At 71.0% G+C, this 23,768-nt stretch carries 17 protein-coding genes; 9 read left to right on the top strand and 8 right to left on the bottom strand.

Features of this window, described 5'->3' with window-relative positions:
- Positions 1–76: 76 nt before the first annotated feature.
- Complete coding sequence (locus tag ACHWVH_RS18105) at positions 77–3,076, top strand: TonB-dependent receptor plug domain-containing protein (protein WP_394687686.1); 3,000 nt, start codon at positions 77–79, stop codon at positions 3,074–3,076.
- Positions 3,077–3,102: 26 nt separating this feature from the next.
- Here ACHWVH_RS18105 and ACHWVH_RS18100 read toward each other — a convergent pair whose 3' ends face one another.
- Positions 3,103–4,083 (bottom strand): LysR family transcriptional regulator, encoded by a 981-nt coding sequence (locus ACHWVH_RS18100; protein ID WP_017914511.1) that lies wholly within the window; start codon positions 4,081–4,083, stop codon positions 3,103–3,105.
- 126 nt (positions 4,084–4,209) lie between these two features.
- Here ACHWVH_RS18100 and ACHWVH_RS18095 point away from each other — a divergent pair, with 126 nt between their 5' ends.
- Together ACHWVH_RS18095 and ACHWVH_RS18090 are read left to right on the top strand one after the other, a co-directional pair.
- Complete coding sequence (locus tag ACHWVH_RS18095) at positions 4,210–4,869, top strand: glutathione S-transferase family protein (protein ID WP_152236005.1); 660 nt, start codon at positions 4,210–4,212, stop codon at positions 4,867–4,869.
- 30 nt (positions 4,870–4,899) lie between these two features.
- Positions 4,900–6,900 carry a pyridoxamine 5'-phosphate oxidase family protein gene (locus tag ACHWVH_RS18090; RefSeq protein ID WP_295923693.1) on the top strand — a complete coding sequence of 667 codons (2,001 nt, stop codon included), beginning with the start codon at positions 4,900–4,902 and terminating at the stop codon, positions 6,898–6,900.
- 25 nt (positions 6,901–6,925) lie between these two features.
- On the opposite strand, the gene tsaB is transcribed toward ACHWVH_RS18090, so the two are convergent.
- The 4 genes from tsaB to mrcB all read right to left on the bottom strand — a co-directional run bounded on the left by tsaB (position 6,926) and on the right by mrcB (position 12,840).
- The gene (gene tsaB / locus ACHWVH_RS18085; RefSeq protein WP_394687685.1) at positions 6,926–7,630 is read right to left on the bottom strand and encodes a tRNA (adenosine(37)-N6)-threonylcarbamoyltransferase complex dimerization subunit type 1 TsaB; all 705 of its coding nucleotides are present in this window, start codon (positions 7,628–7,630) and stop codon (positions 6,926–6,928) included.
- A gap of 60 nt (positions 7,631–7,690) precedes the next feature.
- Entirely contained in the window at positions 7,691–9,700 is a 2,010-nt protein-coding gene (locus ACHWVH_RS18080) for an ATP-dependent DNA helicase (protein WP_394687684.1), read from the bottom strand.
- Between the two features lie 162 nt (positions 9,701–9,862).
- Positions 9,863–10,384, bottom strand: a complete 522-nt coding sequence (locus ACHWVH_RS18075; protein WP_010343249.1) for a tetratricopeptide repeat protein — start codon at positions 10,382–10,384, stop codon at positions 9,863–9,865.
- 23 nt (positions 10,385–10,407) lie between these two features.
- Positions 10,408–12,840, bottom strand: a complete 2,433-nt coding sequence (gene mrcB / locus ACHWVH_RS18070; RefSeq protein WP_320740609.1) for a penicillin-binding protein 1B — start codon at positions 12,838–12,840, stop codon at positions 10,408–10,410.
- 93 nt (positions 12,841–12,933) lie between these two features.
- On the opposite strand from mrcB, the gene ACHWVH_RS18065 reads away from it, so the two are divergent.
- Entirely contained in the window at positions 12,934–15,030 is a 2,097-nt protein-coding gene (locus ACHWVH_RS18065; protein WP_394687683.1) for a glycosyltransferase, read from the top strand.
- 251 nt (positions 15,031–15,281) lie between these two features.
- Here the strand turns inward: ACHWVH_RS18065 and ACHWVH_RS18060 are convergent, their stop codons facing one another.
- Both ACHWVH_RS18060 and ACHWVH_RS18055 read right to left on the bottom strand, forming a co-directional pair.
- The gene (locus tag ACHWVH_RS18060; protein ID WP_394687704.1) at positions 15,282–16,805 is read right to left on the bottom strand and encodes a hypothetical protein; all 1,524 of its coding nucleotides are present in this window, start codon (positions 16,803–16,805) and stop codon (positions 15,282–15,284) included.
- A 117-nt stretch (positions 16,806–16,922) separates the two neighbouring features.
- Positions 16,923–19,079 (bottom strand): RelA/SpoT family protein, encoded by a 2,157-nt coding sequence (locus ACHWVH_RS18055; protein WP_394687682.1) that lies wholly within the window; start codon positions 19,077–19,079, stop codon positions 16,923–16,925.
- 179 nt (positions 19,080–19,258) lie between these two features.
- Between ACHWVH_RS18055 and pqqA the strand changes: the two genes are divergently transcribed.
- The 5 genes from pqqA to pqqE all read left to right on the top strand — a co-directional run bounded on the left by pqqA (position 19,259) and on the right by pqqE (position 22,558).
- Positions 19,259–19,420, top strand: a complete 162-nt coding sequence (gene pqqA / locus ACHWVH_RS18050; RefSeq protein ID WP_394687681.1) for a pyrroloquinoline quinone precursor peptide PqqA — start codon at positions 19,259–19,261, stop codon at positions 19,418–19,420.
- 64 nt (positions 19,421–19,484) lie between these two features.
- Positions 19,485–20,384, top strand: coding sequence for a pyrroloquinoline quinone biosynthesis protein PqqB (gene pqqB, locus ACHWVH_RS18045; RefSeq protein ID WP_394687680.1), 900 nt, complete (start codon positions 19,485–19,487; stop codon positions 20,382–20,384).
- 34 nt (positions 20,385–20,418) lie between these two features.
- Positions 20,419–21,165, top strand: a complete 747-nt coding sequence (gene pqqC / locus ACHWVH_RS18040; RefSeq protein ID WP_267127131.1) for a pyrroloquinoline-quinone synthase PqqC — start codon at positions 20,419–20,421, stop codon at positions 21,163–21,165.
- On the top strand, positions 21,162–21,440 hold the full coding sequence (gene pqqD / locus ACHWVH_RS18035; protein ID WP_043091811.1) for a pyrroloquinoline quinone biosynthesis peptide chaperone PqqD: 279 nt from the start codon (positions 21,162–21,164) through the stop codon (positions 21,438–21,440). The genes pqqC and pqqD overlap by 4 nt, the downstream gene beginning before the upstream one ends.
- Complete coding sequence (gene pqqE, locus ACHWVH_RS18030) at positions 21,437–22,558, top strand: pyrroloquinoline quinone biosynthesis protein PqqE (protein WP_394687679.1); 1,122 nt, start codon at positions 21,437–21,439, stop codon at positions 22,556–22,558. Before pqqD ends, pqqE begins: the two co-directional genes overlap by 4 nt.
- Positions 22,559–22,604: 46 nt before the next feature.
- On the opposite strand, the gene ACHWVH_RS18025 is transcribed toward pqqE, so the two are convergent.
- A complete protein-coding gene (locus ACHWVH_RS18025) occupies positions 22,605–23,723 on the bottom strand; it encodes an acyltransferase family protein (RefSeq protein WP_394687678.1) in 1,119 nt (372 codons plus the stop codon).
- Between the last annotated feature and the right edge of the window lie 45 nt (positions 23,724–23,768).

Raw genomic sequence — 23,768 nt, 5'->3', positions numbered from 1 at the left:
ACCGCATCATCCAGGACGGGCGGATTCGAGTCGGCGCGGCGGCCCCCCGCCCCCAACCACCCGAGTCGCCTTCCGCATGCACAACCATCGCTCCCTCCGCGGGCCCGCCCTGCTCGCCCTGGCACTGAGTGCCGCCCTCGCCCTCCCGCCGGCCCAGGCCCAGTCCACCACCGGTGCCGTCGCCGGTCAGGCGCCCTCCGATGCCCAGCGCATTCTGGTCCGCAGCGACAGCGGCCTCAGCCGCGAGGTCGCCGTGGATGCGCGCGGCCGCTACAGCATCGCCCAGTTGCCGCTGGGCACCTACACCATCATCGCCAAGGGCGCCGACGGCAGCGTGCTGGGCAGCCGCGACGGCATCAGCCTCACCGTCGGTGCCGTCACCGACGTCTCCTTCAGCCCCGCCACCACCAGCCTGGCCGGCGTCCAGGTCAGCGCCGACCGCGCCGCGGCCGCGATCGACGTGAGCAGCGTGGATTCGCGTACCGTGATCAATGCCGAACAGCTGCAGCGCCTGCCGCTGGGCCGCTCGGCCGAGGCGATCGCGCAACTGGCGCCCGGCGTGGCCGGCAACAGCGGCAGCGGTACCTACATCGGCCCGACTGGCGCGCAGCTGCTCAGCTTCGGCGGCTCTTCTGCCGCGGAGAACGCCTATTACATCAATGGCTTCAACACCACCGACCCGCTGCGCGGACTGGGCGGACTGACCCTGCCCTACGGCAGCGTCGACCAGTTGGAGGTCTACACCGGCGGCTACAGCGCCAAGTACGGCCGTTCCGACGGCGGCGTGATCAACGCCGTCGGCAAGCGCGGCAGCAACGAATGGCATTTCGGCGGCCAGGCGACCTGGGAACCGGACGGCCTGCGCTCCGCAAAGAAGGACGTGTACGCGCCCGGCAACGGCGCGCTGTACCGCCCGGACAGCAAGAGCGGCTCCACCCTCAGCACCCAGAGCGTCTACGCCGGCGGCCCGCTGATCCAGGACCGGCTGTTCTTCTTCGGCGCCTACGAACTGCAACGCCAGGACGGCGATCGCTTCTACGGCGCACGCGAGACCACCCCGGGGCCGTACTACTACGACTACCAGTACCGCCGGCCGAGCTGGTACGCCAAGCTCGACTGGAACATCAGCGACAGCCAGCTGCTGGAAATCACCGGCGCCTCCAGCCGCTATGTCACCCGCGGCAAGTACTACCAGTACAGCGGCCGCGACATCGGCGCCCTGCGCGGCAATGCCGACACCACCAAGACCGGCGGCGACCTGTGGAGCGCCAAGTACACCGGCTACCTCACCGACCGCCTGACCTTCAGCGCCCTCTACGGCCAGCAGCGTACCGACGACTACAGCCGCAACCCCAACTACAACGGCACGCTGACCTATCTCTCCAGCCCCGGCTTCCAGAACCCGGCCTACACCGGCGGCACCCCGATCACCAATGCGCAGACCACCGCGTTGCTGGTCGATCCGGCGCGCGGCAACCGCACCGACAACCTGCGCCTGGACCTGAACTACGCCATCGGCGCGCACAGCATCACCATCGGCATCGACAACCAGAACGCACGCGCGCTCAACCGCGGCTCGGTGGCTTCGGGCGACGGCTACTACTGGATCTACGGCCAGGCCAACCCCAACGTGCCGATCAACACCGGCCTCGGCGTACCCGCCACCGGCGGCTACCCCAACGGCCAGGACGGCTACTACGTGCGCAAGTACATCTACAGCGCGCTGGCCTCGGTGCGCTCGGCGCAGCGCGCGCAGTACGTGGAGGACAACTGGCAGGTCAACGACCGGCTGTTGCTCAACCTCGGCCTGCGCCTGGACCAGTTCACCAACTACAACCGCGACGGCGCGCCGTACATCAAGCAGACCAGCGGGCAATGGGCGCCGCGGCTGGGCTTCAGCTGGGACGTCGACGGCGATGCGCGCTTCAAGGTGTACGGCAACGCCGGCCGCTACTACCTGGCGCTACCGCTGAACCCGGCGTTCAACGCCGCCGGCGCCACCCTGGCCACTTCGACCTACTACACCTATGGCGGCATCGACGCCAACGGCTACCCGACCGGCCTGACCCAGATCTCCGGTGCGGTCTCGTCCAACAACAACTACGGCATCCTGCCCGACCCCAAGACCGTCGCCACGCAAGGCATCAAGCCCTCGTTCCAGGACGAGTTCATCCTCGGCTTCACCAAGGCCTGGGGCGACAGCTGGGTCTACGGCGCCAAGGGCACCTACCGCGTCCTGCGCAGCGGCGTGGACGACTACTGCGACAGCGATACCGTGTTCGCCGCCGCCGCGGCGCAAGGGCACACGGTGACCCTGGCCAGCAATCCGGTCAGCTGCTGGCTGATCAACCCGGGCCGGGCCAACACCTTCACCCTGGTCGACACCTCGGGCAACTACGTCAAGGTGCCGCTGAGCAACGCGCAGTTCGGCTTCCCGGCGTTCAAGCGCAACTACTACGGACTCAACCTGTCGCTGGAGCATCCGTTCGACCAGCGCTGGTACGGCCGCCTCGACTACACCTGGTCGCGCAGCTACGGCACCACCGAGGGCCAGTTGCTGTCGGGCATCGGCCAGACCGCGGTGTCCACCACCCAGGCCTGGGACTTCGCGCAGTTGATGGAGCACACCAACGGCCCGCAGAGCAACGACCACACCCATCAGTTCAAGTTCTACGGCTACTACCAGCTCAATCCCGCATGGCTGGTGTCGGCCAACCTCAAGCTGATCTCCGGTTCGCCGCTCAGTGCGCTGGGCTCCTACGGCCCCGACCACAGCGACCCTTCCGGCTACGGCATCGCCTATCACTACTACCAGGGCCAACCGGCGCCTCCGGGCAGCCAGGGCCGCCTGCCGTGGCTGCAGCAACTGGATCTCGGCGTGTCGTGGCGGCCGGCCTACGCCGACCGCAAACTGGCCTTCACCCTGGACGTGTTCAACGTCTTCAACGGCCAGGCCACGCTGTGGAAGTATCCGTACTCGGAGTCGGACCCAGGTAAGGCGGACCCGGTGTATGGCGCGGCCCTGCTGCGCCAGGCGCCGCGGTCGCTGCGGTTGAGCGTCAGCTACGACTATTGATCGGCGGCACGGCGACCGGCGCGCGATCAGCGCGCTGGCCGTCGCCGCGCACGTGCAGGCGCCGCACCGGCAACGGCCGCCGTGCCGCCCTCCGCCTCGGTGCGCATCGATGCGATCCGCGCCTTCATCGCATCGATGAAGGCGCGCACCTTCGGCGATGGCAGCCGCGTCGGCGGGTATACCGCATGGATGCCGAACGATGCCGAACGCCACGCCGGCAACAGACGCACCAGCCGGCCGGCGGCGACGTCGGCGGCGGTGGAGAAATCCGTCAGCAGGCCGAACGCGCCACCGGCCAGCACGATCGCGCGGCAGCCGGTCGCGGTATTGGCGACGAAGTGCGGCACGCAGCGCACCGCGACGCTGTCGCCGCGCGCATTGACCAGCTCCAGGGTGCGCGGACGGGCAATGCTGGACAGCAGCACGAAGGGGAGCGCAGCCAGCGCCGCCGGGTCGCGCGGCAGCCCGTGGCGCGCGACGAACTGCGGGCTGGCGACCGGCCACACCGCATAGCTGCCGAGCCGTACCGCGCGGTAGGTCGAATCGGCGAGACGGCCGATGCGGATCGCCACATCGAGATTGTCGGCGACCAGATCGACGATGCGATCGTTCGCGACCAGTTCGACATCGAGGCGGGGGTGCCTGTCGCGCAAAGCGACCACCGCCGGGGCCACCACCTGCGCGCCGTAGTCGACCGGCACGCTGACCCGCAGCGCGCCACGCAACGGGCCGGCGTCGGGAGACACCGTCTGCAGCGCATGCTCGGCCGCGCGCACGATGTCGCGGCACGCCTCGTAGAACCCGCGTCCGGCGTCGGTCACGCTCAGCCGTCGCGTCGTGCGCACCAGCAGGTTCGCGCCGACCTCCGATTCCAGGCGCTGCATGTGCGTGCTGACCACCGTCTTGGCCAAGCCGAGCCGCTCGGCCGCGGCAGTCAGCGAGCCGGCCTCGACCACTGCGACGAAGATCGCCAGACGATTCAGGTTGACGTCGCGCAGGTCGGCCATGCCCGATTGTCCTTCCGGAAAGGATAATGTTTCTCGCATTGTCCGTCTTCTTGCCGGCCGCAGCCAGCGCTAGGCTGCAGCCGATCGTCGCCGATCCCCGGCGATGCACGATTGCGGAGCCGTTCCATGTCCACCCTCAGTCCTCGCGGCACCGATCGTCCCGCCGCTCCGATCCGGGTCTATTCCGCGCCCCTGTCCGGACACGCGCACCGGGTGCGCCTGTTCCTGTCGCTGCTCGGACTGCCGTTCGAGACCATCGATGTGGATCTCGCCGCCGGCGCGCAACGGCAACCGGCGTTCCTGGCGCTGAATCCGCTCGGACAGATACCGGTGATCGACGACAGCGGCAGGGTGCTCGCCGATTCCAACGCGATCCTGGTCTATCTGGCCAAACGCTACGGCCATCCGCAGTGGCTGCCGGACGAGCCGCTCGGCGCAGCGACCGTGCAGCGCTGGTTGTCGTACGCGGCCGGGCCGATCGCCTACGGGCCCGCCGCGGCGCGGCTGGCGACCGCATTCGGGATGCCGCTCGACCTGGCGGCGGCCAGGCGTACGGCGACCCGGTTGCTCGATGCGATCGACCAGGAATTGGCCGACACGCCGTTCGCCGCCGGCGCGCAACCGACCATCGCCGACATCGCCGGCTACACCTACATCGCGCATGCGCCAGAAGGCGGAATCGCGCTCGAACCTTACCCGCAAGTGCGGGCGTGGCTTGCCCGGATCGAAGCCTTGCCGGGATTCGTCGCCTTGCCGGCGCTGCCGCCCGGCGCGTCGGCCGGCTGAGCGCTGCCGGCCGACGGCACGCAGACCGCGATGAACGCGCCGACCGCTGGCGTCGCCGGCTGGGATCTGGAGACCTCGCCGTTCCACCCCGGCGAACTTGCCGTCCAGCAGCGGGCCGGGGCCAGCGCGGTCGCGGCGGCGGCCGGGCGGCGCAGCATCCGCCGCTGCATGCCCGAACAGCATCGGGACTTCTTTGCGCAACTGCCGCTGTTCGTACTCGCCGGCAGCGACGCGCACGGGCAGCCGTGGGCGACGCTGCGCGTGGGCCAGCCCGGCTTCCTGAGCACACCGGACCCGCGCACGCTGCGCATCGCCGCGCCGCCCCTGCCCGGCGACCCGCTGGCCGGCACCTGGCGGCCGGGCGCGCCGTTCGGCGGCCTGGGCATCGCGCTCGAAACGCGACGACGCAATCGCGTCAACGGCAGCGTCAGCGCAGTCGATGGCGACACGCTGACGGTCGCGGTGGAGCAGAGCTTCGGTAACTGCCCGCAGTACATCAACAGCCGCAGCCCGACGTTCGCCGCAGGCGAGGTCCACGCGCATACCGCGACTGCCGTGTCGGCGCGTCTGAGCGATGCGCAATGCGCGCTGCTCGCGCACTGCGATACCTTCTTCATCGCCAGCGCGAACACCTCGGAGGATGCCGGCGCCGCGCGCGGCGCGGACGTGTCGCACCGCGGCGGCCTGCCCGGCTTCGTGCGCGTCGACGATGCGCGCACCCTGACCACGCCGGATTTCAGCGGCAACCGCTACTTCAATACGCTCGGCAATCTGTTGCACGATCCGCGCGCGGGGCTGCTGTTCATCGACTTCGAACGCGGCGACCTGCTGTACCTGGCCGCCCGCGCGGAGATCGTCTGGGACGGGCCGCTACTGGCGACGTTCGCGGGCGCGCAGCGCGTGGTGCGCTTCCATCTCCGCGAAGTGCGCCACACGCGCGCCGTGTTGCCGTGGCGCTGGTCGGCGGTGCAGCGCCCAGCGCAGTTCGCCGCGGCGTCGACGCCTGCCGCCGAACGCGCCTGGCGGCCGCTGCGGATCGTGCGGATCGTCGACGAAGCGCGTGCCATCCGCTCGTTCCATTTCGCCGCCGAGGACGGCGGCGCGCTGCCGTCGTACGCAGCCGGCCAACACCTTACGCTGCGTTTCCCGATCTGCGGCAATGCCGCGCCGACGGTGCGCAACTACACGCTGTCCGACGCGCCGGGTGGCGCGCTCTACCGGATCACCGTGAAACGGCAGGGCCGGGCATCGGCCTGGCTGCACGACCATGCGCAGGTCGGCACGACGCTGGACGCGCAGATGCCGCGCGGCGATTTCGTCTTCGATGCCGCCAGCCCGCGGCCGGTGGTGTTCGTCTCGGCCGGGATCGGCATCGCGCCGATGCTGGCGATGCTGCGCCAGGCGCTGGCCGACACCGCCTCGCGGCGGCGGTTGATCTTCGTGCACGGCGCCCGCGAGGCCGCCGATCGTCCGTTCGCCGCCACACTGGCACGGCTCGCCGCGGCCGACGCGCGGCTGTCGCTGCATTGCCTGGACAGCCGAGCGGCCGGCCACGGCGCCGGCCGCATCGGCATCGCGCGGTTGCAGCGGATCCTGGCATTCGACGATTACGACTTCTACCTGTGCGGACCGCCAGACTTCATGCGCGATATGTACCGTGGATTGCGCGCGCTGAACGTGGCGGACGCGCGCATCCGCTTCGAGGCATTCGGCCCATCGAGCCTCGTCCGCGATACGAACCCCGCAGCGCCCGCAGATGCGCCACGGGTGCGCGTGCGGTTCCAGCGCTCGGGACGCGAGGCGGTCTGGACCCCGGACGCCGGCACGTTACTGGAGCTGGCAGAAGCGCAGCGGATCGCTGCGCCCTCCGATTGCCGCTACGGTTCCTGCGGCACCTGCGCGACGCGCGTGCTGTCCGGCGCAGTGCATTACCTGCGTCCGCCCGACACCCAGATCGAACCAGGCTGTGCGCTGCTGTGCGTCGCCAGGCCTGCGCACGAAAGCGCCACGCCGCTGGTACTCGACCGCTGACGCGCCGACGGCACGCCGCACGCACTCACCGTGCGGCCCGCTGCGCCTGCTGCTCGGCCAGGGTCAGGGCGACGTTGTCGCGCAGGTAGGCCGGTTCGGCGCGTTCCGGCGCGATCCCTTCGCCGCGCGCGTATGCGGCCGCGGCCAGGGTCAGCACGTCGGCGGCATGCGGCAGCGCCTGCGCATCGGCGCTGCGCCAGTGCGCGCCGAAGCGGCGCTGCAAGGTGCCATCGACCGCCGCCAGCCCGGTGCCGACCGCGGCCCAGGCCGCATCCGGCTCCGGCAACACGAAGGCTTCCGGACTCAGCACCTGCTCCGGAGTCAGCGCCTGCAGGCCGCCGTCGGCCTGCCGCGCGTACGCCGCGGTGTAGACCTCGCCCATGCGCGCATCGATCGCCGCCAGCACCCGCGGCGCATCGGCCGGCGCGCGCAACGCCAGCACCTGCAGCGTGGACACCGGCAGCACCGGCAGGTCCAGGGCCAGGGCGATGCCCTGCGCGATGGCGATCGCCAGGCGCACGCCGGTGAACGCGCCGGGGCCGCGGCCGAAGGCCACCGCATCGAGCTGACGGCGGTCGATGCCGGCCTCGGCCAGCAACTGCTCGGCCCACGGCAGCGCCAGTTCGGTGTGCCGCCGCGGCGCCAGGTCGAAGCGCTCCAGCACGCGGTCGCCGACCATGACGGCGACGGAGCAGGCTTCGGTGGAGGTTTCGAAGGCGAGCAGATTCATTGGAGGCTGGGAATCGGGAATGGGGATTGGGGAATCGGAAAAGCAAAGGCGGCGCGTCGGCTAGTTTGACGTGGCCGGTGGCGTCGCGGCCTCGGGATTATCGCCCAGCGATGGGGTCTCGGCGGCGAAGAACTGGCGCACGTCCTCCACGTCGCGGGTGCGGGCGAACGGTGGCAGCGAGTCCAGGAAGGTGCGGCCATAGGACTTGGAGAGCAGGCGCGGGTCGCACAGCACCAGCACGCCGCGGTCGCGCTCGCTGCGGATCAGCCGGCCCACGCCCTGCTTCAGCGCGATCACCGCCTGCGGCAACTGCTCCTCGCGGAACGGGTTGCCGCCGTCGCGGCGGATCGCCTCCAGGCGTGCTTCGAACACCGGATCGTCGGGCGCGGCGAACGGCAGCTTGTCGATCACCACCACGCTCAGCGCATCGCCGACCACGTCCACGCCCTCGCGGAAACTGGCCGAGCCGAGCAGCACGCCGTTGCCGGAGGCGCGGAAGCGCTCGAGCAAGGTCGCGCGCGGCGCCTCGCCCTGCACGAACAGCGGCCAGGGCCCGTCGCGCAGCGCCTCGGCCGCCTCGCGCAGCGCGCGGTGCGAGGCGAACAGCAGGAAGGCGCGGCCCTGCGAGGCCTCCAGCACCGGCTGCAACGCGGCGATCAATGCGGTGCCGAAGCCACGCGCGGCGGGGTCGGGCAGCGCCGGCAGGTAGCACAGCGCCTGCCGCGCCCAGTCGAACGGGCTCGGCTGCAGCAAGGTCATCGGGTCGCGCAGGCCCAGGCGGGTGGCGATGTGCTCGAACTCGCCCTTCACCGCCAGCGTCGCCGAGGTGAACACCCAGGCCGCGCGCGAGGCCTCGCGGTGCGCGCGCAGCGGCCCGGACACGTCCAGCGGCGTGCGCTGGCAGCGGAAGCCGCGCGGGGTCAGTTCGTACCACAGCACGTCGTTGGACGGCGCGTCCGCTTCCGGCTCGGCCTCGAAGTCCGGGATCGGCGCATCCTCGCCGAGCCAGCGGCCCAACCGCGTGCGCAGCTCGCGCGCGCGCGCCGCGCAGGCGTCGAAGCCCGGCGAGGCCTCGCGCAGCACCGCCAGCGGTTCCTGCAGCCGCGCCAGATCGGCCAGCAGCGCGTCGAAACCGTCGCGCACCTGCGGCTTGGCCAACAGCCGCCATTGCGTGCCGCGCGCCGGCAGCCCCTCCATCGCCGCGCGCAATTCGCGCAGGGTCTGTTCCAGCGCCTGCGCCGGCGCCTGCAGGCTGGCCAGCGCGCCGGCGACATTGCGACTCTCGGCCACGCAGTCGCGCGCCAGTTCCTGCAGCGGGCGCATGCCGAAACCTTCGCCGAAGAAGTTCGCCGCCAGCTCCGGCAACTGGTGCGCCTCGTCGATCACGAAGGCCTGCGCGCCGGGCAGGATCTCGCCGAAGCCTTCCTGCTTCAGCGCCAGATCGGCCAGCAGCAGGTGGTGGTTGACCACCACCAGGTCGGCGGCCTGCGCGCGCTGCCGCGCCTGCACCACGAAGCACTCGCCCCAGAACGGGCATTCGGTGCCCAGGCAGTTGTCGACGGTGGAGGTGACCAGCGGCAGCAGCGGCGAATCGTCGGCCAGCGCGTCCAGCTCGGCGATGTCGCCGAAGCGGGTGCGTCCGCTCCAGGCGACGATGCGCTGGAACTGCGCGACCTGCTCGCGCGCGGTGAAGCGCGGCTCGCCGCGCGCCTGCTGCAGGCGGTATTTGCACAGATAGTTGGCGCGTCCCTTCAGCAGCGCACTGCTCAGGCCCACGCCCAGCGCCGCCCGCACCCGCGGCAGATCGCGGTGGTAGAGCTGATCCTGCAGCGCGCGCGTCCCGGTGGAGACGATGGTCTTCAGCCCCGACAGCAGCGCCGGCACCAGATACGCATAGGTCTTGCCGGTGCCGGTGCCGGCCTCGGCCAGCAGCACGTCGCGCTGCTCGAACGCCTCGGCGATCGCCGCGGTCAACCGCAACTGCGCCGGCCGCGGCACGAACGCATCGAGCTGACGCGCAAGCGCCCCGCCTTCGCTGAGGGCTTCGGTGCTTGCGTGAGCTAACGACATGGGAACGGGGGGTCGGGAATGGGGAATGGTTAGAGCAGCAGCGCTACCCGCTCACTGTGACTGCCGCCGGCAGAGCGGGAAGACCGAGCGCCGCCAGCGTGACGAGCCGCCAGAAACGCAGCTTTTACCCATTCCCCATTCCCGACTCCCCATTCCCGGCCCTCAGTACCTCTTGATCCCCGGCACCGTGCACCCGGCGATCTGCGCGTGCGCCGAGGCTGCGTTTTCCTTCTGCCCGCGGGCCAGGCGCGCCTGTTCGATGGTCGCCCAGTGGCGGCGGCACAGCGGGCCGGTCTGCGAGCCCAGGTCGATGGCGCGCTTGGCGAAGGCTTCGGCCTGGGCGTCGTCCTTCTGCAGCAGCGCCACTTCGGCGCGGTCCTGCAGCAGCGCCGGGTCGTCCGGCACCAGCTTCAGCGCCTGGTCCAGGGCTGCGGCGGCACCGGCCAGGTCGCCGGCGCTGCGCTTGCGCTTGGCGCTCTCGCGCAGATCCTCCACTTCCGGATCGCGCAGCGGCTGCACGCTCAGTTCGGTGTCGTCGGCACCGCCGCTGGCGTCGATCGCGGCGATGCGCTGCGCCGGCGTGGTGGTGTCCACCGGTGCGGCCGGCGGCGGCGGCGGCGGTGCGCTGACGCAGGAGGCGAGCAGCAGGCTGAGGGCGGCGATGGCGGGAAGACGTGGGGTCATGAGCGGTATCCGGGATCCGGGAATCAATGCGCCGGCGGCGGCGCGGCCGCGTCGGCAGGCGGGTCTTTCTTCTTGTCCAGGCCGAACCAGCTGCGCCAGCCGCCGCCCTGATGTTCGCCCTCGGCGGGCGCGGCGTCTTCCGGCAGCGCCTGCGGCGGCGTGCACGCGGCATACGCCGGCACGAAGCCGACCACGAACGGGAACTGGCGCGCGCCGGGGCAGCTCGGGTCGGTGCTGTTGTACCCCACCGGGTCCATCCACTGCCAGTCGATGCCCTTGCCCTGCACCTGCAGCGGCGCGCTCGGCAGCCGCGAGAAGATGCCCGACCACACCCGCATCGCACCGGTGGCGCCGTACAGGCCGGTCTGCTTGTTCTGGTCGTTGCCGATCCAGATCACCGCCAGGTGGTCGCCGGTGTAGCCGGCATACCAGCTGTCCACGCCATCGTTGCTGGTACCGGTCTTGCCGGCCGGCGACAGCTTGCCCAACCCATCGCTGAGCAGTTGCCGCGCGGTGCCGTTGCTGACCACCTGCTGCAGCGCCATGCCCACCAGGTTGGCGGCGATGGAGTCGCCCTCCTGCGCCGGCGCCGGGGTCTTGTCGTAGCGCTTGAGCAGCTTGCCCTGCGGATCGAGCACGCCGCGCACCGCATGCAGCGGCTGGATTTCGCCACCGGAGGCCAGGAACTGGTACAGCTGCGCCATCGCGTACGGGCTCTGGTCAGTCGCGCCGAGGATCAGCGAGGGATTGACCTCGGCCTCGATGCCGGCCAGCACCTTCACCAGTTGCGCCACGCGCTCCGGCCCGACCTGCATGCCGATGCGCACCGTGGCCTGGTTGTAGGAATGCGCCAGCGCATCGACCACGCGCACCGTGCCGTGGCTGCGGCCATCGGAATTGCCCGGGCTCCAGGTGCGGCCGCGGCCCAGCTGCACGGTGACCGGGGTGTCGTCGACCCAGCTGGCCAGCGAGTAGCGGTCCGGCTGCGCCAGCGCCAACAGGTACACGAACGGCTTGAGCAGCGAGCCGACCTGGCGCTGCGCCTCGATCGCGCGATTGAAACCGGGTTGGGCCACGTCGCGGCTGCCGACCACCGCCAGCACCTCGCCGTTGTGGGTGTCGGTGAGCACCAGGCCGGCCTGCAGCGGCGGGCGCTTCTTGTTGGTTTCCAGCGCGGTGATGGTGCGCGTCACCGCGCCCTCGGCATAGGCCTGCGCCGACGGCGACATGCCGGTGAGCACGCTCAGGCCGGCGCCCTGCAGCGCGCTTTCGGGGTAATCGCGCGCCAGCTGGCGCCGCACCAGGTCGACATAGGCGGGGAACCGGTTGGCCGCGACCAGGCCGGGTTCGGCCGGCACGCCCAGCGGTGCGGCCAGTGCCTTGCGATAGGTCGGCTCGTCGATCAGCTCGCTCTCGCGCAGCTTGCCGAGCACGAAGTTGCGCCGGTCCAGCGCGCGCTCGGGATAGCGCCGCGGGTCGTAGTAGGACGGCCCCTTGACCAGGCCGATCAGCAGCGCCACCTGCTCCGGCGCCAGCGCATCGAGTTCGCGGCCGAACCAGAACTCCGCGCCCGAGGCCACGCCATGCACCGCCTGGCTGCCGCGCTGGCCCAGGTACACCTGGTTGAGATACGCCTCCAGGATGGTGCGCTTGTCGTAGCGCGCCTCCATGATCAGCGCGTACAGGATCTCGTTGAACTTGCGAGTGACGGTCTGTTCCTTGCCGATGCCGAGCAGGCCGCTGCGCGCCAGTTGCTGGGTCAGGGTGCTGGCGCCCTGCCGGCTCTTGCCGCCGGAGCGCACCATCACCCAGGCCGCGCGGACCATGCCGCTGAGGTCGATGCCGTGGTGCGAATTGAAGTCGCGGTCCTCGACCGCCTGCAAGCCGGTGACCAGCAGTTCCGGCACCTCGTCCACGCGCACCAGGCGCCGCTCTTCCTGCTTCTGCCCGTACAGCGTGGCGATGCGCGCCGGATCCAGCCGCGCGGCCTTGAGCGCCTTGCGCGTCTGCGCATCGCGCAGCGCCACCACGCGCCCGCCGGCCAGGCCCACCTCGATGCGGCGCGGCGCGACCCGCCCGTCGACATCGACGTAGCCGCGGCTGGCGATGGTGAAGCGGCTGCCGTCCTGCTGGTAGCTGCCGGGGCGCTCGGCGCCGGCATCGGCGCGGTAGCTGGCGGCATCGAGTTCGGTCTTCAGCGTCTGCGGGTCCATCGCCGTGTCCGGCGCCAGCACCAGCGGGCGCGCGTAGACACGAGTGGGGATCTGCCAGCGCAGTTCGCCGAAACGCTGGGTGACCTGTTTGTTCAGATAGACCGTGTACGGAATCAGGAAGCCCAGGCCGAGTGCGGCGGCGGCCAGGCCCCAGGTGAGCAGGCGCCTGCGCCATACCGCGGCGGGGCTGTCCAGGGCGTCGTCCTGATCGTCGGTGTCGTGATCGTCGTAGCGTCGGGGCACGGGAATGCGAGAATGTAAATTCCGCCGAGTCTAGCGCAGCCCAGCGGGCAGCGCGGCGCGACGGCCTCTTCGTTTAAGTTGGAGTGGTACCGGATGTCGACGTCGTGGGCGAATGCGCGCTACGCCCTGAACCGCCTGGCCGGCCTGGTCCGGCGCGGCCTGACCAGCCTGCGCACGCGCGGCTGGCGCAGCACCTGGGAGCGCCTGCGCGTGCATGCGCAACCGCTGCCGCCGCCGCAGCGCGCGCTGTTCGCGGTGGACGCGGCGCCGTTCGCGCCGTTCGCGGTGCCGAACAGTCCCGCGCCGCTGGTCAGCATCGTGATCCCGGTCTACAACCACGTCGCGCATACCCTCGCCTGCCTGCGCGCGCTCGCCGCGCATCCGCCGGCCGCGCCCTGCGAGATCCTGGTGATCGACGACGGCAGCGGCGACGACACGGCGCAGTGGCTGCCGCAGATCGTCGGCCTGCACTACCACGTGCGCGAGCGCAACGGCGGCTTCATCGCCACCTGCAACGACGGCGCCGCGCGCGCGCAGGGCCGCTACCTGGTGTTCCTCAACAACGACACGGTGCCGCAGCCGGGCTGGCTGGACGCGTTGCTGGACACGTTCGCGCAGCACCCGCAGGCCGGCCTGGTCAGCGCGCAACTGCTGTATCCCGACGGCCGCCTGCAGGATGCCGGCGGCGTGGTCTTCGCCGATGGCAGCGCCTGGAGCTACGGCCGCTTCGAGTCGCCCGACGATCCGCGCTATGCCTACCTGCGCGACGTCGATTACGGCAGCGGCGCGGCGCTGACGATCGAGCGCGCGCGCTTCCTGGCGCTGGGCGGTTTCGACACGCGCTACATGCCGGCCTACTACGAGGACACCGACCTGGCCTTCGCGGTGCGCGCCGCCGGCTTGCGCACGCTGGTGCAGCCGGCCAGCCGCGTCGTGCACGACGAGGGCACCAGCAACGGCACCGACACCGGCAGCGGGATCAAGGCCTACCAAGTGCGTAACCGCGCGGTCTTCGCCGCCAAGTGGGCCGAGGTATTGCCGCAACACCTCGCTCCAGGCGAGGTGCCGGTGCCGGCGCTGCTGCATCGCCGGCAGCGCCAGGTGCTGATCCTGGACGAAGCGCTGCCGCAGCCGGACCGCGATTCCGCCTCGCTGCGCCAGCTCAACCTGATCCGCCTGCTGCTGGAGGAAGGCGCACACGTGGTGTTCGTGCCCAGCGAGCGCAGCTATGCCAGCCGCCACAGCGAGACCCTGCAGCGGCTCGGCGTGGAGGTGTGGTACGCGCCGTACCTGAAGAACCTGACCTGGTTCCTGCAGCAGCACGGTGCGCGCTTCCACAGCGTGCTGCTGGTGCGCCACCACGTCGCCCACGCCTGCCTGCCGCTGCTGCGCCGGTTCGCGCCGCAGGCGCGGCGGCTGTTCGACACCGTGGACCTGCACTACCTGCGCGAGCGCCGCGGCGCCGAACTGGCCGGCGATGCGCGCCAGCTGCGCGAGGCCGAGCGCACCCGCGCGCGCGAACTGGAGGTGATGGCGCAGGTCGACGTGACCGTGCTGGTCAGCGCAGTCGAACGCGAACAGTTGCAGCGCGAGGCGCCACAGGTGCGCACGGCGCTGATCTCGAACCTGCACGAGGTCGCCGGCCCCGGCCTGCCGTGGGCGCAGCGCCGCGACCTGGTGTTCGTCGGCGGCTTCCGCCATGCGCCCAACGTGGACGCGGTGCGCTGGTTCCTGCAGGAGGTGTTCCCGGCGGTGCGCCTGCGCCTGCCGGAGGTGCGCTTCCACTGCATCGGCGCGGACATGCCGGAGGACATCCGCCGCCTCGGCGAGGCCACCGCGGGCGTCGAGTTGCTCGGCCACGTGCCCGACATCGCCGCCTACATGGACGGCATGCGCATCGCCGTGGCGCCGCTGCGCTTCGGCGCGGGGGTCAAGGGCAAGGTCAACCTCAGCATGGCCCATGGCCAACCGGTGGTGGCCACCGCCTGCGCGGTGGAAGGCATGCATCTGCGCGACGGCGAGGACGTGCTGATCGCCGACGACCCCGCCGCGTTCGCCGACGCCATCGCGCAGCTCTACGCCGATCCGGCGCTGTGGCAGCGGCTGGCCGACAACGGCCTGCGCAACATCGAGACCCACTTCTCGCTGGACGCCGCGCGCGCTACGGTGCGCGAGGCGTTCCTGGCCTGAGCGGTAATGGCGCACCGTCGTCGATCGCGTCGGGACTGAAGTCCCTCCCACAATGGTGTTGCGAGCATCGCCGCTATGGCCGGCACCCGGCAGGCGCTGTCGCGCACCCACGTGCGCACTGCAAACCAAGACGCTCGCAGCCCCGGATATACAACCGATCGCCGGAACCTCTCAACACCCCCTGTGGGAGGGACTTCAGTCCCGACGCGCCGCACCATCAGCCTGGGGAAGCTCCCACTTCACTGCGCCCACTAACGCCCCGGACTGAGGCTGCGCAAGCGGCGCTCGAAGGCGGCCAGCTCCGGGGTCGCCGGATCGATCGCGCGGGCGCGCTGCAACGCCTGCCGCGCGAACGCGGCATCGCCGCCGCTCAGGCGCTCGTCGCCGACCGCCAGCCAGCGCTGCGCCAGGCGTCGCCGCGCGGTGGCCAGGCCATTGCCGCCCGGCGCCAGCGCGCGCCAGGCGTCGTAGCAGGCGCTCGCCGCCAGCACCCGATTGCCGCGCATGGCGTCGTCGAAACAGCGTCGCAGCGCCGCCAGCACACGCTGCTCGGCCGCGCGCACCCGCGCATCGCGCGGCGCCAGGGTCTGCGCCGCCAGCAAGGTGTCGTAGGCGCTGGCGCCAGGCGGGGTCAGCCAGGCGCCACGCGCCTCGGCGGACTGCAGATCGGCCAGCAGACGCTGCAGGCGGCGCTCGCGCTCGGCCGGCGACACCCGCGAGGGCGGCGTGGCCTGGCTCTGCCGGGCGCGCTGCAGCGCCTGCTTCGCGTCGGCCAGCGCGCGGCTATCCGGCGCCAGGGCCTGGCCCTTGCGCAAGGCGCGCTCGGCCTCGCCGAACCGGAAATCGGCGGCGGCACGGCTCGCCTGCAGCGCATAGGCTGCCGCCACCCGCTCCAGGCCGTCGCTGGCGCCGGCTGCGTCCGGCACCGCCGCGTGCCACTGCGCAAACGCGTGTGCCGCCGCGTCCAGGCGCTGCCGGCGCAGGGCCTGCTCGGCCTCGCGCTGCAGGCGCTCCAGCGCCCGGTTCAGTTCCGCCTGGGTCTCGGGCAGGTCGACATGGCCGGGGTCGTAGCCGCGCGCGCGCTCCACCAGCGCCGCGGCGGCGGCCAGGTCGCCGCGCGCCAGGTCGCTGCGTGCGTGCTGCAGCAGTTCCGACAGCGCATCCTCGCGGCCTTCCAGCGCCGCGGTGCGTTCCGGCGCGTACTCCAGGACGCGCTGGTACAGCGGCAGGGCCGCGTCCGGGCCGTCGTCCAGATGCCCGTCGTGGCGCGCCTGCGCCGCCCGTTGCAGCAGTTGATCGATGCCGGCGTGCGCGGCCTCGCGCGCGCGCAATGCCGTCTCGATGCGATCGGCATCGGCGCGCGGCACCTGCAGCGCGCGCGCCAGCGCCAGCGCCTCGCGCGCCTGCGGAAAGCGGCCGGCGGCCAACGCCGCGCGCGCCTGCCCCAGGGCCGCGCGCCCGGTCGCGGCCAGTCCGACGCGCGCCTGCATGCGGTCGCTATCCAGCGCCAGCGCGGCCTCGAAGCGCTCGCGCGCGCCGCTGCCGTCGGCGGCGCTGAGCCGGCCCGCACGCAGCGCCGCATGGCCCTGGTCGAGCAATTGCTGGATGCGCGTCTCCGGCCAGATCAGGTCGGCCAGCGGGCGGCGGAACACCACCACGGTCATTCCCAGCACCAGCAGCACGGCCAGCGCCCAGCGCCAGACGCGCCGATCGCGCCACAGCGGCACCGGCCGCTGTCTGCGCGTGGGTTCGTCCCTGACCTGATCCGGCGGCATGCTCACCGCACAAGCTTAGCGTTGCCCCGATGACGAACAGCTGTGCGTCGCGCCGGCCGCGCGCACGGTAGGTGGCCCACCCGCTGGCAGGCCTCCCGGCCGGCATGCCGCCGCCCCTCAGCCCAGCCGCCGCGCCTCGTGCACGCCCGGCAGCGCGTCGAGCTTGCCGAGCAAGGTGGACAGCTGCCCGTAATCGCCGACCTTCAGCCGCAGCCGCAGTTGCGCCAGGCCGCTGTCGCGCACGTTCTCGCTGTTGATCTCCAGCACGTGCGCCTCTTCCTGGGCGATCAGGTTGGTGATGTCCTTGAGCAGCCAGCGCCGGTCCACCGCGCGCACCAGCACGTCGACCTCGTAGCCACCGCCGGCCTGGCCCCACTCCACCGGCAGCACCCGCTGCGGATGGCTGGCGGCCAGCCGCGCGAACGCGGCGCAGTCGCTGCGGTGCACGGTGACGCCGCGGGTGCGGGTCAGGTAGCCGGCGATCGGCTCGCCGGCCACCGGCTGGCAGCAGCGCGCCAGTTGCACCAGCAGATTGCCGACGCCCTGCACGGTGAACTTGGACTTGCCCAGGCCGGTGCGGCGGGCGGTGGGCCGTGGCATGGCCGGCGCGGGCGGCTGCGCCGCGGCGCGCTCGGCCTCGTGCAGGGCGCGCCCGACCTGGCTGGGGCCGACGTCGCCCAGCGCCACCTGGATGTACAGTTCCTCCACGCCGTCGGCATGGAACTTCTTCGCCGCCGGCAACAGGTCGGCGTGCTGCAGCCCCAGGCGCTTGAGCTCACGCTCCAGCAGCTCCTTGCCGGCCTGCACGTTGCGCGCGCGGTCCAGCTTGTGGAACCAGGCGCGCACCTTGTCGCGCGAACGCCCGCTGGCCAGGTAGCCATTGGCCGGCAGCAGCCAGTCGCGGCGCGGCTCGGCCTCCTTGCCGGTGAGGATCTCGACACGGTCACCGCTGCGCAGCTTGTGGGTCAGCGGCACGATGCGGTTGTTGACCTTGGCGCCGCGGCAGCGGTGCCCGACCATCGTGTGCACGTGGTAGGCGAAATCCAGCGGGGTGGCGCCCTGCGGCAGGTCGATCACCTCGCCCATCGGGGTCAAGGCATAGACCCGGTCCTCGACCAGCTCGGCGTCCAGAGCCCCGGCCAAGCCGCCTTGCTCGCCGTCCTGCGACTGTTCCAGCAGCTGGCGCATCCAGGTGATCTTGCGGTCGAAGGCCTTTTCCGCACCCTTGCCGCCTTCCTTGTACTTCCAGTGCGCGGCAACGCCCAGCTCGGCCTGCGCATGCATGTCGTGGGTGCGGATCTGCACCTCGATCGTGCGCCCTTCCGGGCCGACCACGGCGGTGTGCAGCGAGCGGTAGTCGTTGGCCTTGGGCCGGGCGATGTAGTCGTCGAACTCGCTGGGCACCGGCGCCCACAGCGCGTGCACCACGCCCAGCGCCGCATAGCAGGCGGCGACGTCGTCGACCATCACCCGCACCGCGCGCAGGTCGTACAGCTGGTCGAAGGCCAGGCGCTTCTTCTGCATCTTCCGCCAGATGCTGTAGATGTGCTTGGGCCGCCCGCTGATCTCCGCGCGCAGGCCCTGCTCGGCCAGCGCCTTGGACAGGATCTTCTTGACCGCCTCGATGTAGCGCTCGCGCGCCACCCGGCTCTCGTCGACCTCGCGGGCGATGCGCCGGTAGGTGTCCGGCTCCAGGTGCCGGAACGCCAGGTCCTCCAGCTCCCATTTCAGCTGCCAGATGCCCAGGCGGTTGGCCAGCGGCGCGTGGATGTCGCGGGTCAGCTGCGCCAGCGCGCGGCGCTGCGCCTCCGGCGCCTTGTCGGCCACGCGCATCTGCGCCAGTTGCCGCGCCAGCAGGATCGGCACCACCCGCAGGTCCTGCACGATCGACAGCAGCAGCCGGCGCAGGCCTTCGCTGTTGCGCCCGGCCTCGCGCCCGGCATGCAGCGCCCACACCGGGTCGGCGGCGTCCTGCGCCTCCAACAACCCGACCACCGCCTGCGCCCGCGCCGGTGGCGCCACCGGCAGCTGCGGCAACTGCGCGCGCAAGGCCGGCAGGTCGAACAGCAACGCCGCCAGCAGCGAGGCCTCGTCGGCGGACAGCAGCGCCAGCGCGTCCAGGGTGTCGGCCAGCACCGGCCACGGCAGCCGCGGCAGCGGCTCGGCCTGTGCCTGCCAGGCCTGCAGCAGCGCCGCGCGCAGGGCGGGCGCCAGGGTCGCGGCCGACGGGCGCTGCAGCAACGCCTCCAGGCCGGAGTGGACGGAGTGGTTCAAGGACGGACGCAGTCGACGAAACGGTGCCGCCTACACTAACGCGCTTGTGCGCGTTCTCACAATTGCGCCGGCCGCGCGCGGGGGGCGCCCCGCGGATACGCACCGCCGCGTCACTGTGATCCGGTTGCGACTTGCAGCGGTTTTACCGGAATTTTACAACCGCCCCAATCCCCGCGCCTATGCTCGAACGCGACGGCGACCCGCTGCTGTCTGCATGCGCCGCTGCCGTCGTCCCTAGACCGATTCGAAGAGGAACGCACATGAAGAAGTGGAAAAAGCCTGTGATCCGCGAAATCTGCGTCGGCGCGGAAATCAACTGCTACGCCTCCGGCGAGCTCTGACCCGCGCACTCCTCCCTTCCCGCGACCGAAGCGCGACCGGCCAGGCGCTAAAAATGGAGACCGGATGCACCTCATCGTTTTGGGATCGGCGGCAGGCGGAGGGCATCCGCAGTGGAACTGCCACACGCCTGCGAGCCAACGCGCGTGGCAGCAACACCCGGGTGCCCAACGCCGTACCCAGGCCAGCATCGCGGTCAGCGTCGATGGCCAGCGCTGGCTGCTGATCAACGCCTCACCCGATTTCCGCCAGCAGGTGCTGGCCACCCCCGCACTATGGCCGCAGCGCGACCAGCGCCATTCGCCGATCGAGGCGGTGCTGCTGACCAGCGGCGAGATCGACCATATCGCCGGGCTGCTGTCGATGCGCGAGAGCCAGCGCTTCGACCTGTACGCGAGCAGCCGCGTGCTCGACCTGCTGGCGCAGAACCCGGTATTCGACGCGCTGCACCCGGCTTACGTGCACCGCCATCCGTTCGCCCTGGACACACCGCTGTCGCTGCTCGGCCTGCAAGTCACACCATTCGCGGTGCCGGGCAAGGTGCCGCTGTTCATGGAATCCCGCCACAGCGGCGACCTGGCCGGCTCGGCCGAGGAGACGCTGGGCCTGACCATCGACGACGGGACGCACCGCCTGCACTACATTCCCGGCTGCGCGGCGCTGACCGACGCCCTGCGCGAGCGCCTGCGCGGCGCCGAACTGGTGTTCTTCGACGGCACCCTGTGGCGCGACGACGAACTGGTGCAGTTGGGCATCAGCGCCAAGACCGGCCAGCGCATGGGCCACATGAGCATCGACGGCGAGGCCGGCACCCTGCGCGCCTTCGCCGACCTGGGCGTGGCACGCAAGGTCTTCATCCACATCAACACCACCAACCCCATCCTCGATACCGGCTCCGCCGAGCGCGCCACCGTCGCCGCGCACGGCTGGGACGTGGCCCACGACGGCATGGAGATCGCACTTTGACCCCTGCCGCCCCATCGCCTGCGAGACCGACCCCGTGAGCGCACTGCTGAGCCCGGAACAACTGGAAACCGCGCTGCGCGGGATCGGTGCGCGGCTGTACCACGACCAGCATCCCTTCCACGCCCTGCTGCACAGCGGCCGCCTGAACCGCGGCCAGGTCCAGGCCTGGGCACTGAACCGCTACGAGTACCAACGCTGCATCCCGCTCAAGGACGCGGCGATCCTGGCGCGGATGGACGACCCGGCGCTGCGCCGGATTTGGCGCCAGCGCATCGTCGACCACGACGGCAGCGCCGATGGCGAAGGGGGCATCGCCCGTTGGCTGCACCTGACCGACGCGCTGGGACTGGATCGTGACCTGGTGCAGTCCGGGCGCGGCCTGCTGCCCGGCACCCGCTTCGCGGTGCAGGCCTACCTGCACTTCGTGCGCGAGAAGAGCCTGCTGGAGGCCATCGCCTCGTCGCTGACCGAATTGTTCGCGCCCGGCATCATCGGCCACCGCGTGGCCGGCATGCTGCAGCACTACGACTTCGTCTCGCGCGAGGCGCTGGCGTATTTCGAGCATCGCCTGCACGAAGCGCCGCGCGATTCGGACTTCGCCCTCGACTACGTCAAACGCCACGCCGACACCGTGGAGAAGCAGCAGTTGGTGCAGGACGCGCTGCGCTTCAAGTGCGGGGTGCTGTGGTCGCAACTGGATGCGCTGCACTTCGCCTACGTGCAACCGGGCGTGGCCTGGCCGGACGCGTTCGTCCCGGACACTGCGCAGGCTGCGGCATGAGCGCGCTGGACGCCAGCAGCCAGCCGCGGCTCGCCGCCGGCGTCCGCCTGCAGCACGACCGCGCGCGCGACCAATGGGTGCTGCTGGCGCCGGAGCGGGTGATCGAACTGGACGCCATCGCCCACGCCATCGTCTCGCGCTGCGACGGCGTCCGCAGCCTGGCGACGATCGCCACGGAACTGGCCGCCGAATTCGAGGCCGACCCGGCCGAGGTCGAACGCGACGTGCGCGAGCTGGCGCAGCAGTTGCACGCCAAGCGGCTGCTGCGCGCATGAACACGCCGGTGCCGCCGCCGCTGTCGATCCTGCTGGAGCTGACCCACCGCTGCCCGCTGGCCTGCCCGTATTGCTCCAACCCGATCGAACTGGCCGGCCTGCGCGAGGAACTGGACACCGCCGGCTGGCGCTCGGCGCTGGACCAGGCCGCGGCGATGGGCGTACTGCAGGCGCATTTCTCCGGCGGCGAGCCGATGCTGCGCAAGGACCTGCCCGAGCTGGTCGCGCATGCACGCGCACTGGGCCTGTACAGCAACCTGATCACCTCCGGCGTGGCCGGTGGCGCGCCGATGCTGGCGGACCTGGCCGCGGCCGGGTTGGAACACGTGCAGTTGAGCATCCAGGACGCCGACGCCGCCGGCGCCGACCGCATCGCCGGCTACCGCGACAGCCTGGCCAAGAAGCGCGCCTTCGCCGCGGCGGTGCGCGCGCTCGACCTGCCGCTGACGATCAACGCGGTGATCCACCGCCACAACGCCGAACGCGTGCCGGCGATGATCGACCTGGCGCTGGAGCTCGGTGCCGAACGCCTGGAAGTGGCGCACACCCAATACTACGGCTGGGGCCTGCGCAATCGCGCCGCGCTGATGCCCAGCCGCGCGCAGATCGATGCGACCGTGGCCGCGGTGGATGCCGCCCGGCTGCGCCTGCAGGACCGCCTGCACATCGACTTCGTCACCCCCGACTACTACGCGCACCGGCCCAAGGCCTGCATGGGCGGCTGGGGGCAGCGCTTCGTCAACATCTCCCCGCGCGGCGACGTGTTGCCCTGCCACGCCGCCGAAACCCTGCCGGACATGCGCTTCGAGAACCTGCGCACGCGCCCGCTGGCGGCGATCTGGGAAGACGGCGAGGCCTTCGTGCGCTTCCGCGGCAGCGCCTGGATGCCCGAGGTGTGCCAGGGCTGTCCCAAGCGCGAGATCGACTGGGGCGGCTGCCGCTGCCAGGCGCTGGCGCTGAGCGGCGACGCCGCGACCCTGGACCCGGTGTGCGAACGCGCCCCGGCGCACGCGGCGCTGCAGGCGCTGGCGCAGCGCGAAGCCGCCGCGCCGGCGCCGGACTTCGTGTACCGGCGACCGCCGCGCACGCCGGCCACCGCCGCGGCCGCCGACGACTGAGCTGCCGCGGCCCCACCGCCAGCGGCGCCCGCCACGCCGTGCGTGGTCATGCGCGCGCAAGCGCCTCCCTCATCCCGAAAGCAAGTCGCAGTCCTGCAACCCTGCGCAGGCATCCTTCGTAAAGCACAAGGCATGCAGCCATGCTAAGCAGCAGGATGACGATGTATTTGATCCATGGCGCCCACGCGCATTGGACGACGTAGTAGCCGATCATGACAATGATCGTCTGGTGCAGGATGTAGAAGGGATAGCTTGCGTCCTTCGCCCAGGCAAGCACGCTGTTTGTACGGGACAGATAGCGGTACCCGTAGCCGAGAAACACCATCTGCCATAGCCAGGTGAAGAGATTTGCGCCGATGCTGTCGATCAGCGAGCCGTGCTGGATGACGCCCGTGGTGAGCGCCCAGATCAGCAGGAAGAATGTCGCCAGACCCACGGCGAGCGACCACCTGCGGACATCGGCGAGCCACTGCCAGACACAGGGCATGGATGCCATGACGTATCCGTAGGCCGTCAGCAGCAGGTAGTGGTTGAAGATGTACCAGTCGCTGACGAGATTGTGCGCCTCCGGGAAGCGCAGTTTCAGCAGGGCTTCGTTGATGCCGAGAGGAATCCCGAGCAAAAAGAGCCAGGTCCCTGGCGCGATGGGTTTTGCCGATCGCTTCCACCACAGCATGACGGGGAGCAGCAGCAGGACGTAGGCGTAGAGGTACAGGATGAACCACAGGTGGTGCCAGCTAAAGTCCCCAGCCGGGTAGAAATGCAACTGCAGAACGCGGGTCAGGTAGAAATCCAGATAGCCTCCATGCCATTGCCCATGCAGCAGCCGTTCGCAGTAGATCTGCGGCGGGACGACCACGAACATGCCGACGATCAGCGGCAGGAGCAGTTTCTTCGTCCGTTCTTGCAGGAACGCCGCTGCACTGCGCCGCTGCAGCGCGAACCACATGCCGGCCCCGGCGATGACGAACAACAACGGCATGCGCAAACGGTGGGCGATATCCATCGGCCACTGCAGCGACGGGATGGTCTGGCTGTTGACGACATGCCAGCCCCAGCCGACGAAGATCATCCCGGTATGGAAGAAGAAGAGCACGAAAATGGCGATGACGCGCAACCAGTCCAGGAACTCGTAGCGTTCCTGCGGGTGGGTGGTGGCAAGCATGGATGGAGTCCCCTGTCTCGGCGATACCCGGGAGCCTGAGCCAAC

Origin of the sequence: uncultured Xanthomonas sp., assembly GCF_964278005.1 — a bacterium.
Lineage (GTDB): Bacteria > Pseudomonadota > Gammaproteobacteria > Xanthomonadales > Xanthomonadaceae > Xanthomonas_A > Xanthomonas_A sontii.
This window is presented reverse-complemented; position numbering and strand designations above follow the sequence as displayed.

Bases quoted from the DNA above. Each gene is read 5' to 3' on its own strand.
- ACHWVH_RS18105 (WP_394687686.1), top strand. From the start codon at position 77: ATGCACAACCATCGCTCCCTCCGCGGGCCCGCCCTGCTCGCCCTGGCA.
- ACHWVH_RS18100 (WP_017914511.1), bottom strand. From the start codon at position 4,083: ATGGCCGACCTGCGCGACGTCAACCTGAATCGTCTGGCGATCTTCGTC.
- ACHWVH_RS18095 (WP_152236005.1), top strand. From the start codon at position 4,210: ATGTCCACCCTCAGTCCTCGCGGCACCGATCGTCCCGCCGCTCCGATC.
- ACHWVH_RS18090 (WP_295923693.1), top strand. From the start codon at position 4,900: ATGAACGCGCCGACCGCTGGCGTCGCCGGCTGGGATCTGGAGACCTCG.
- tsaB (WP_394687685.1), bottom strand. From the start codon at position 7,630: ATGAATCTGCTCGCCTTCGAAACCTCCACCGAAGCCTGCTCCGTCGCC.
- ACHWVH_RS18080 (WP_394687684.1), bottom strand. From the start codon at position 9,700: ATGTCGTTAGCTCACGCAAGCACCGAAGCCCTCAGCGAAGGCGGGGCG.
- ACHWVH_RS18075 (WP_010343249.1), bottom strand. From the start codon at position 10,384: ATGACCCCACGTCTTCCCGCCATCGCCGCCCTCAGCCTGCTGCTCGCC.
- ACHWVH_RS18065 (WP_394687683.1), top strand. From the start codon at position 12,934: ATGTCGACGTCGTGGGCGAATGCGCGCTACGCCCTGAACCGCCTGGCC.
- ACHWVH_RS18060 (WP_394687704.1), bottom strand. From the start codon at position 16,805: ATGCCGCCGGATCAGGTCAGGGACGAACCCACGCGCAGACAGCGGCCG.
- pqqA (WP_394687681.1), top strand. From the start codon at position 19,259: ATGCTCGAACGCGACGGCGACCCGCTGCTGTCTGCATGCGCCGCTGCC.
- pqqB (WP_394687680.1), top strand. From the start codon at position 19,485: ATGCACCTCATCGTTTTGGGATCGGCGGCAGGCGGAGGGCATCCGCAG.
- pqqD (WP_043091811.1), top strand. From the start codon at position 21,162: ATGAGCGCGCTGGACGCCAGCAGCCAGCCGCGGCTCGCCGCCGGCGTC.
- pqqE (WP_394687679.1), top strand. From the start codon at position 21,437: ATGAACACGCCGGTGCCGCCGCCGCTGTCGATCCTGCTGGAGCTGACC.
- ACHWVH_RS18025 (WP_394687678.1), bottom strand. From the start codon at position 23,723: ATGCTTGCCACCACCCACCCGCAGGAACGCTACGAGTTCCTGGACTGG.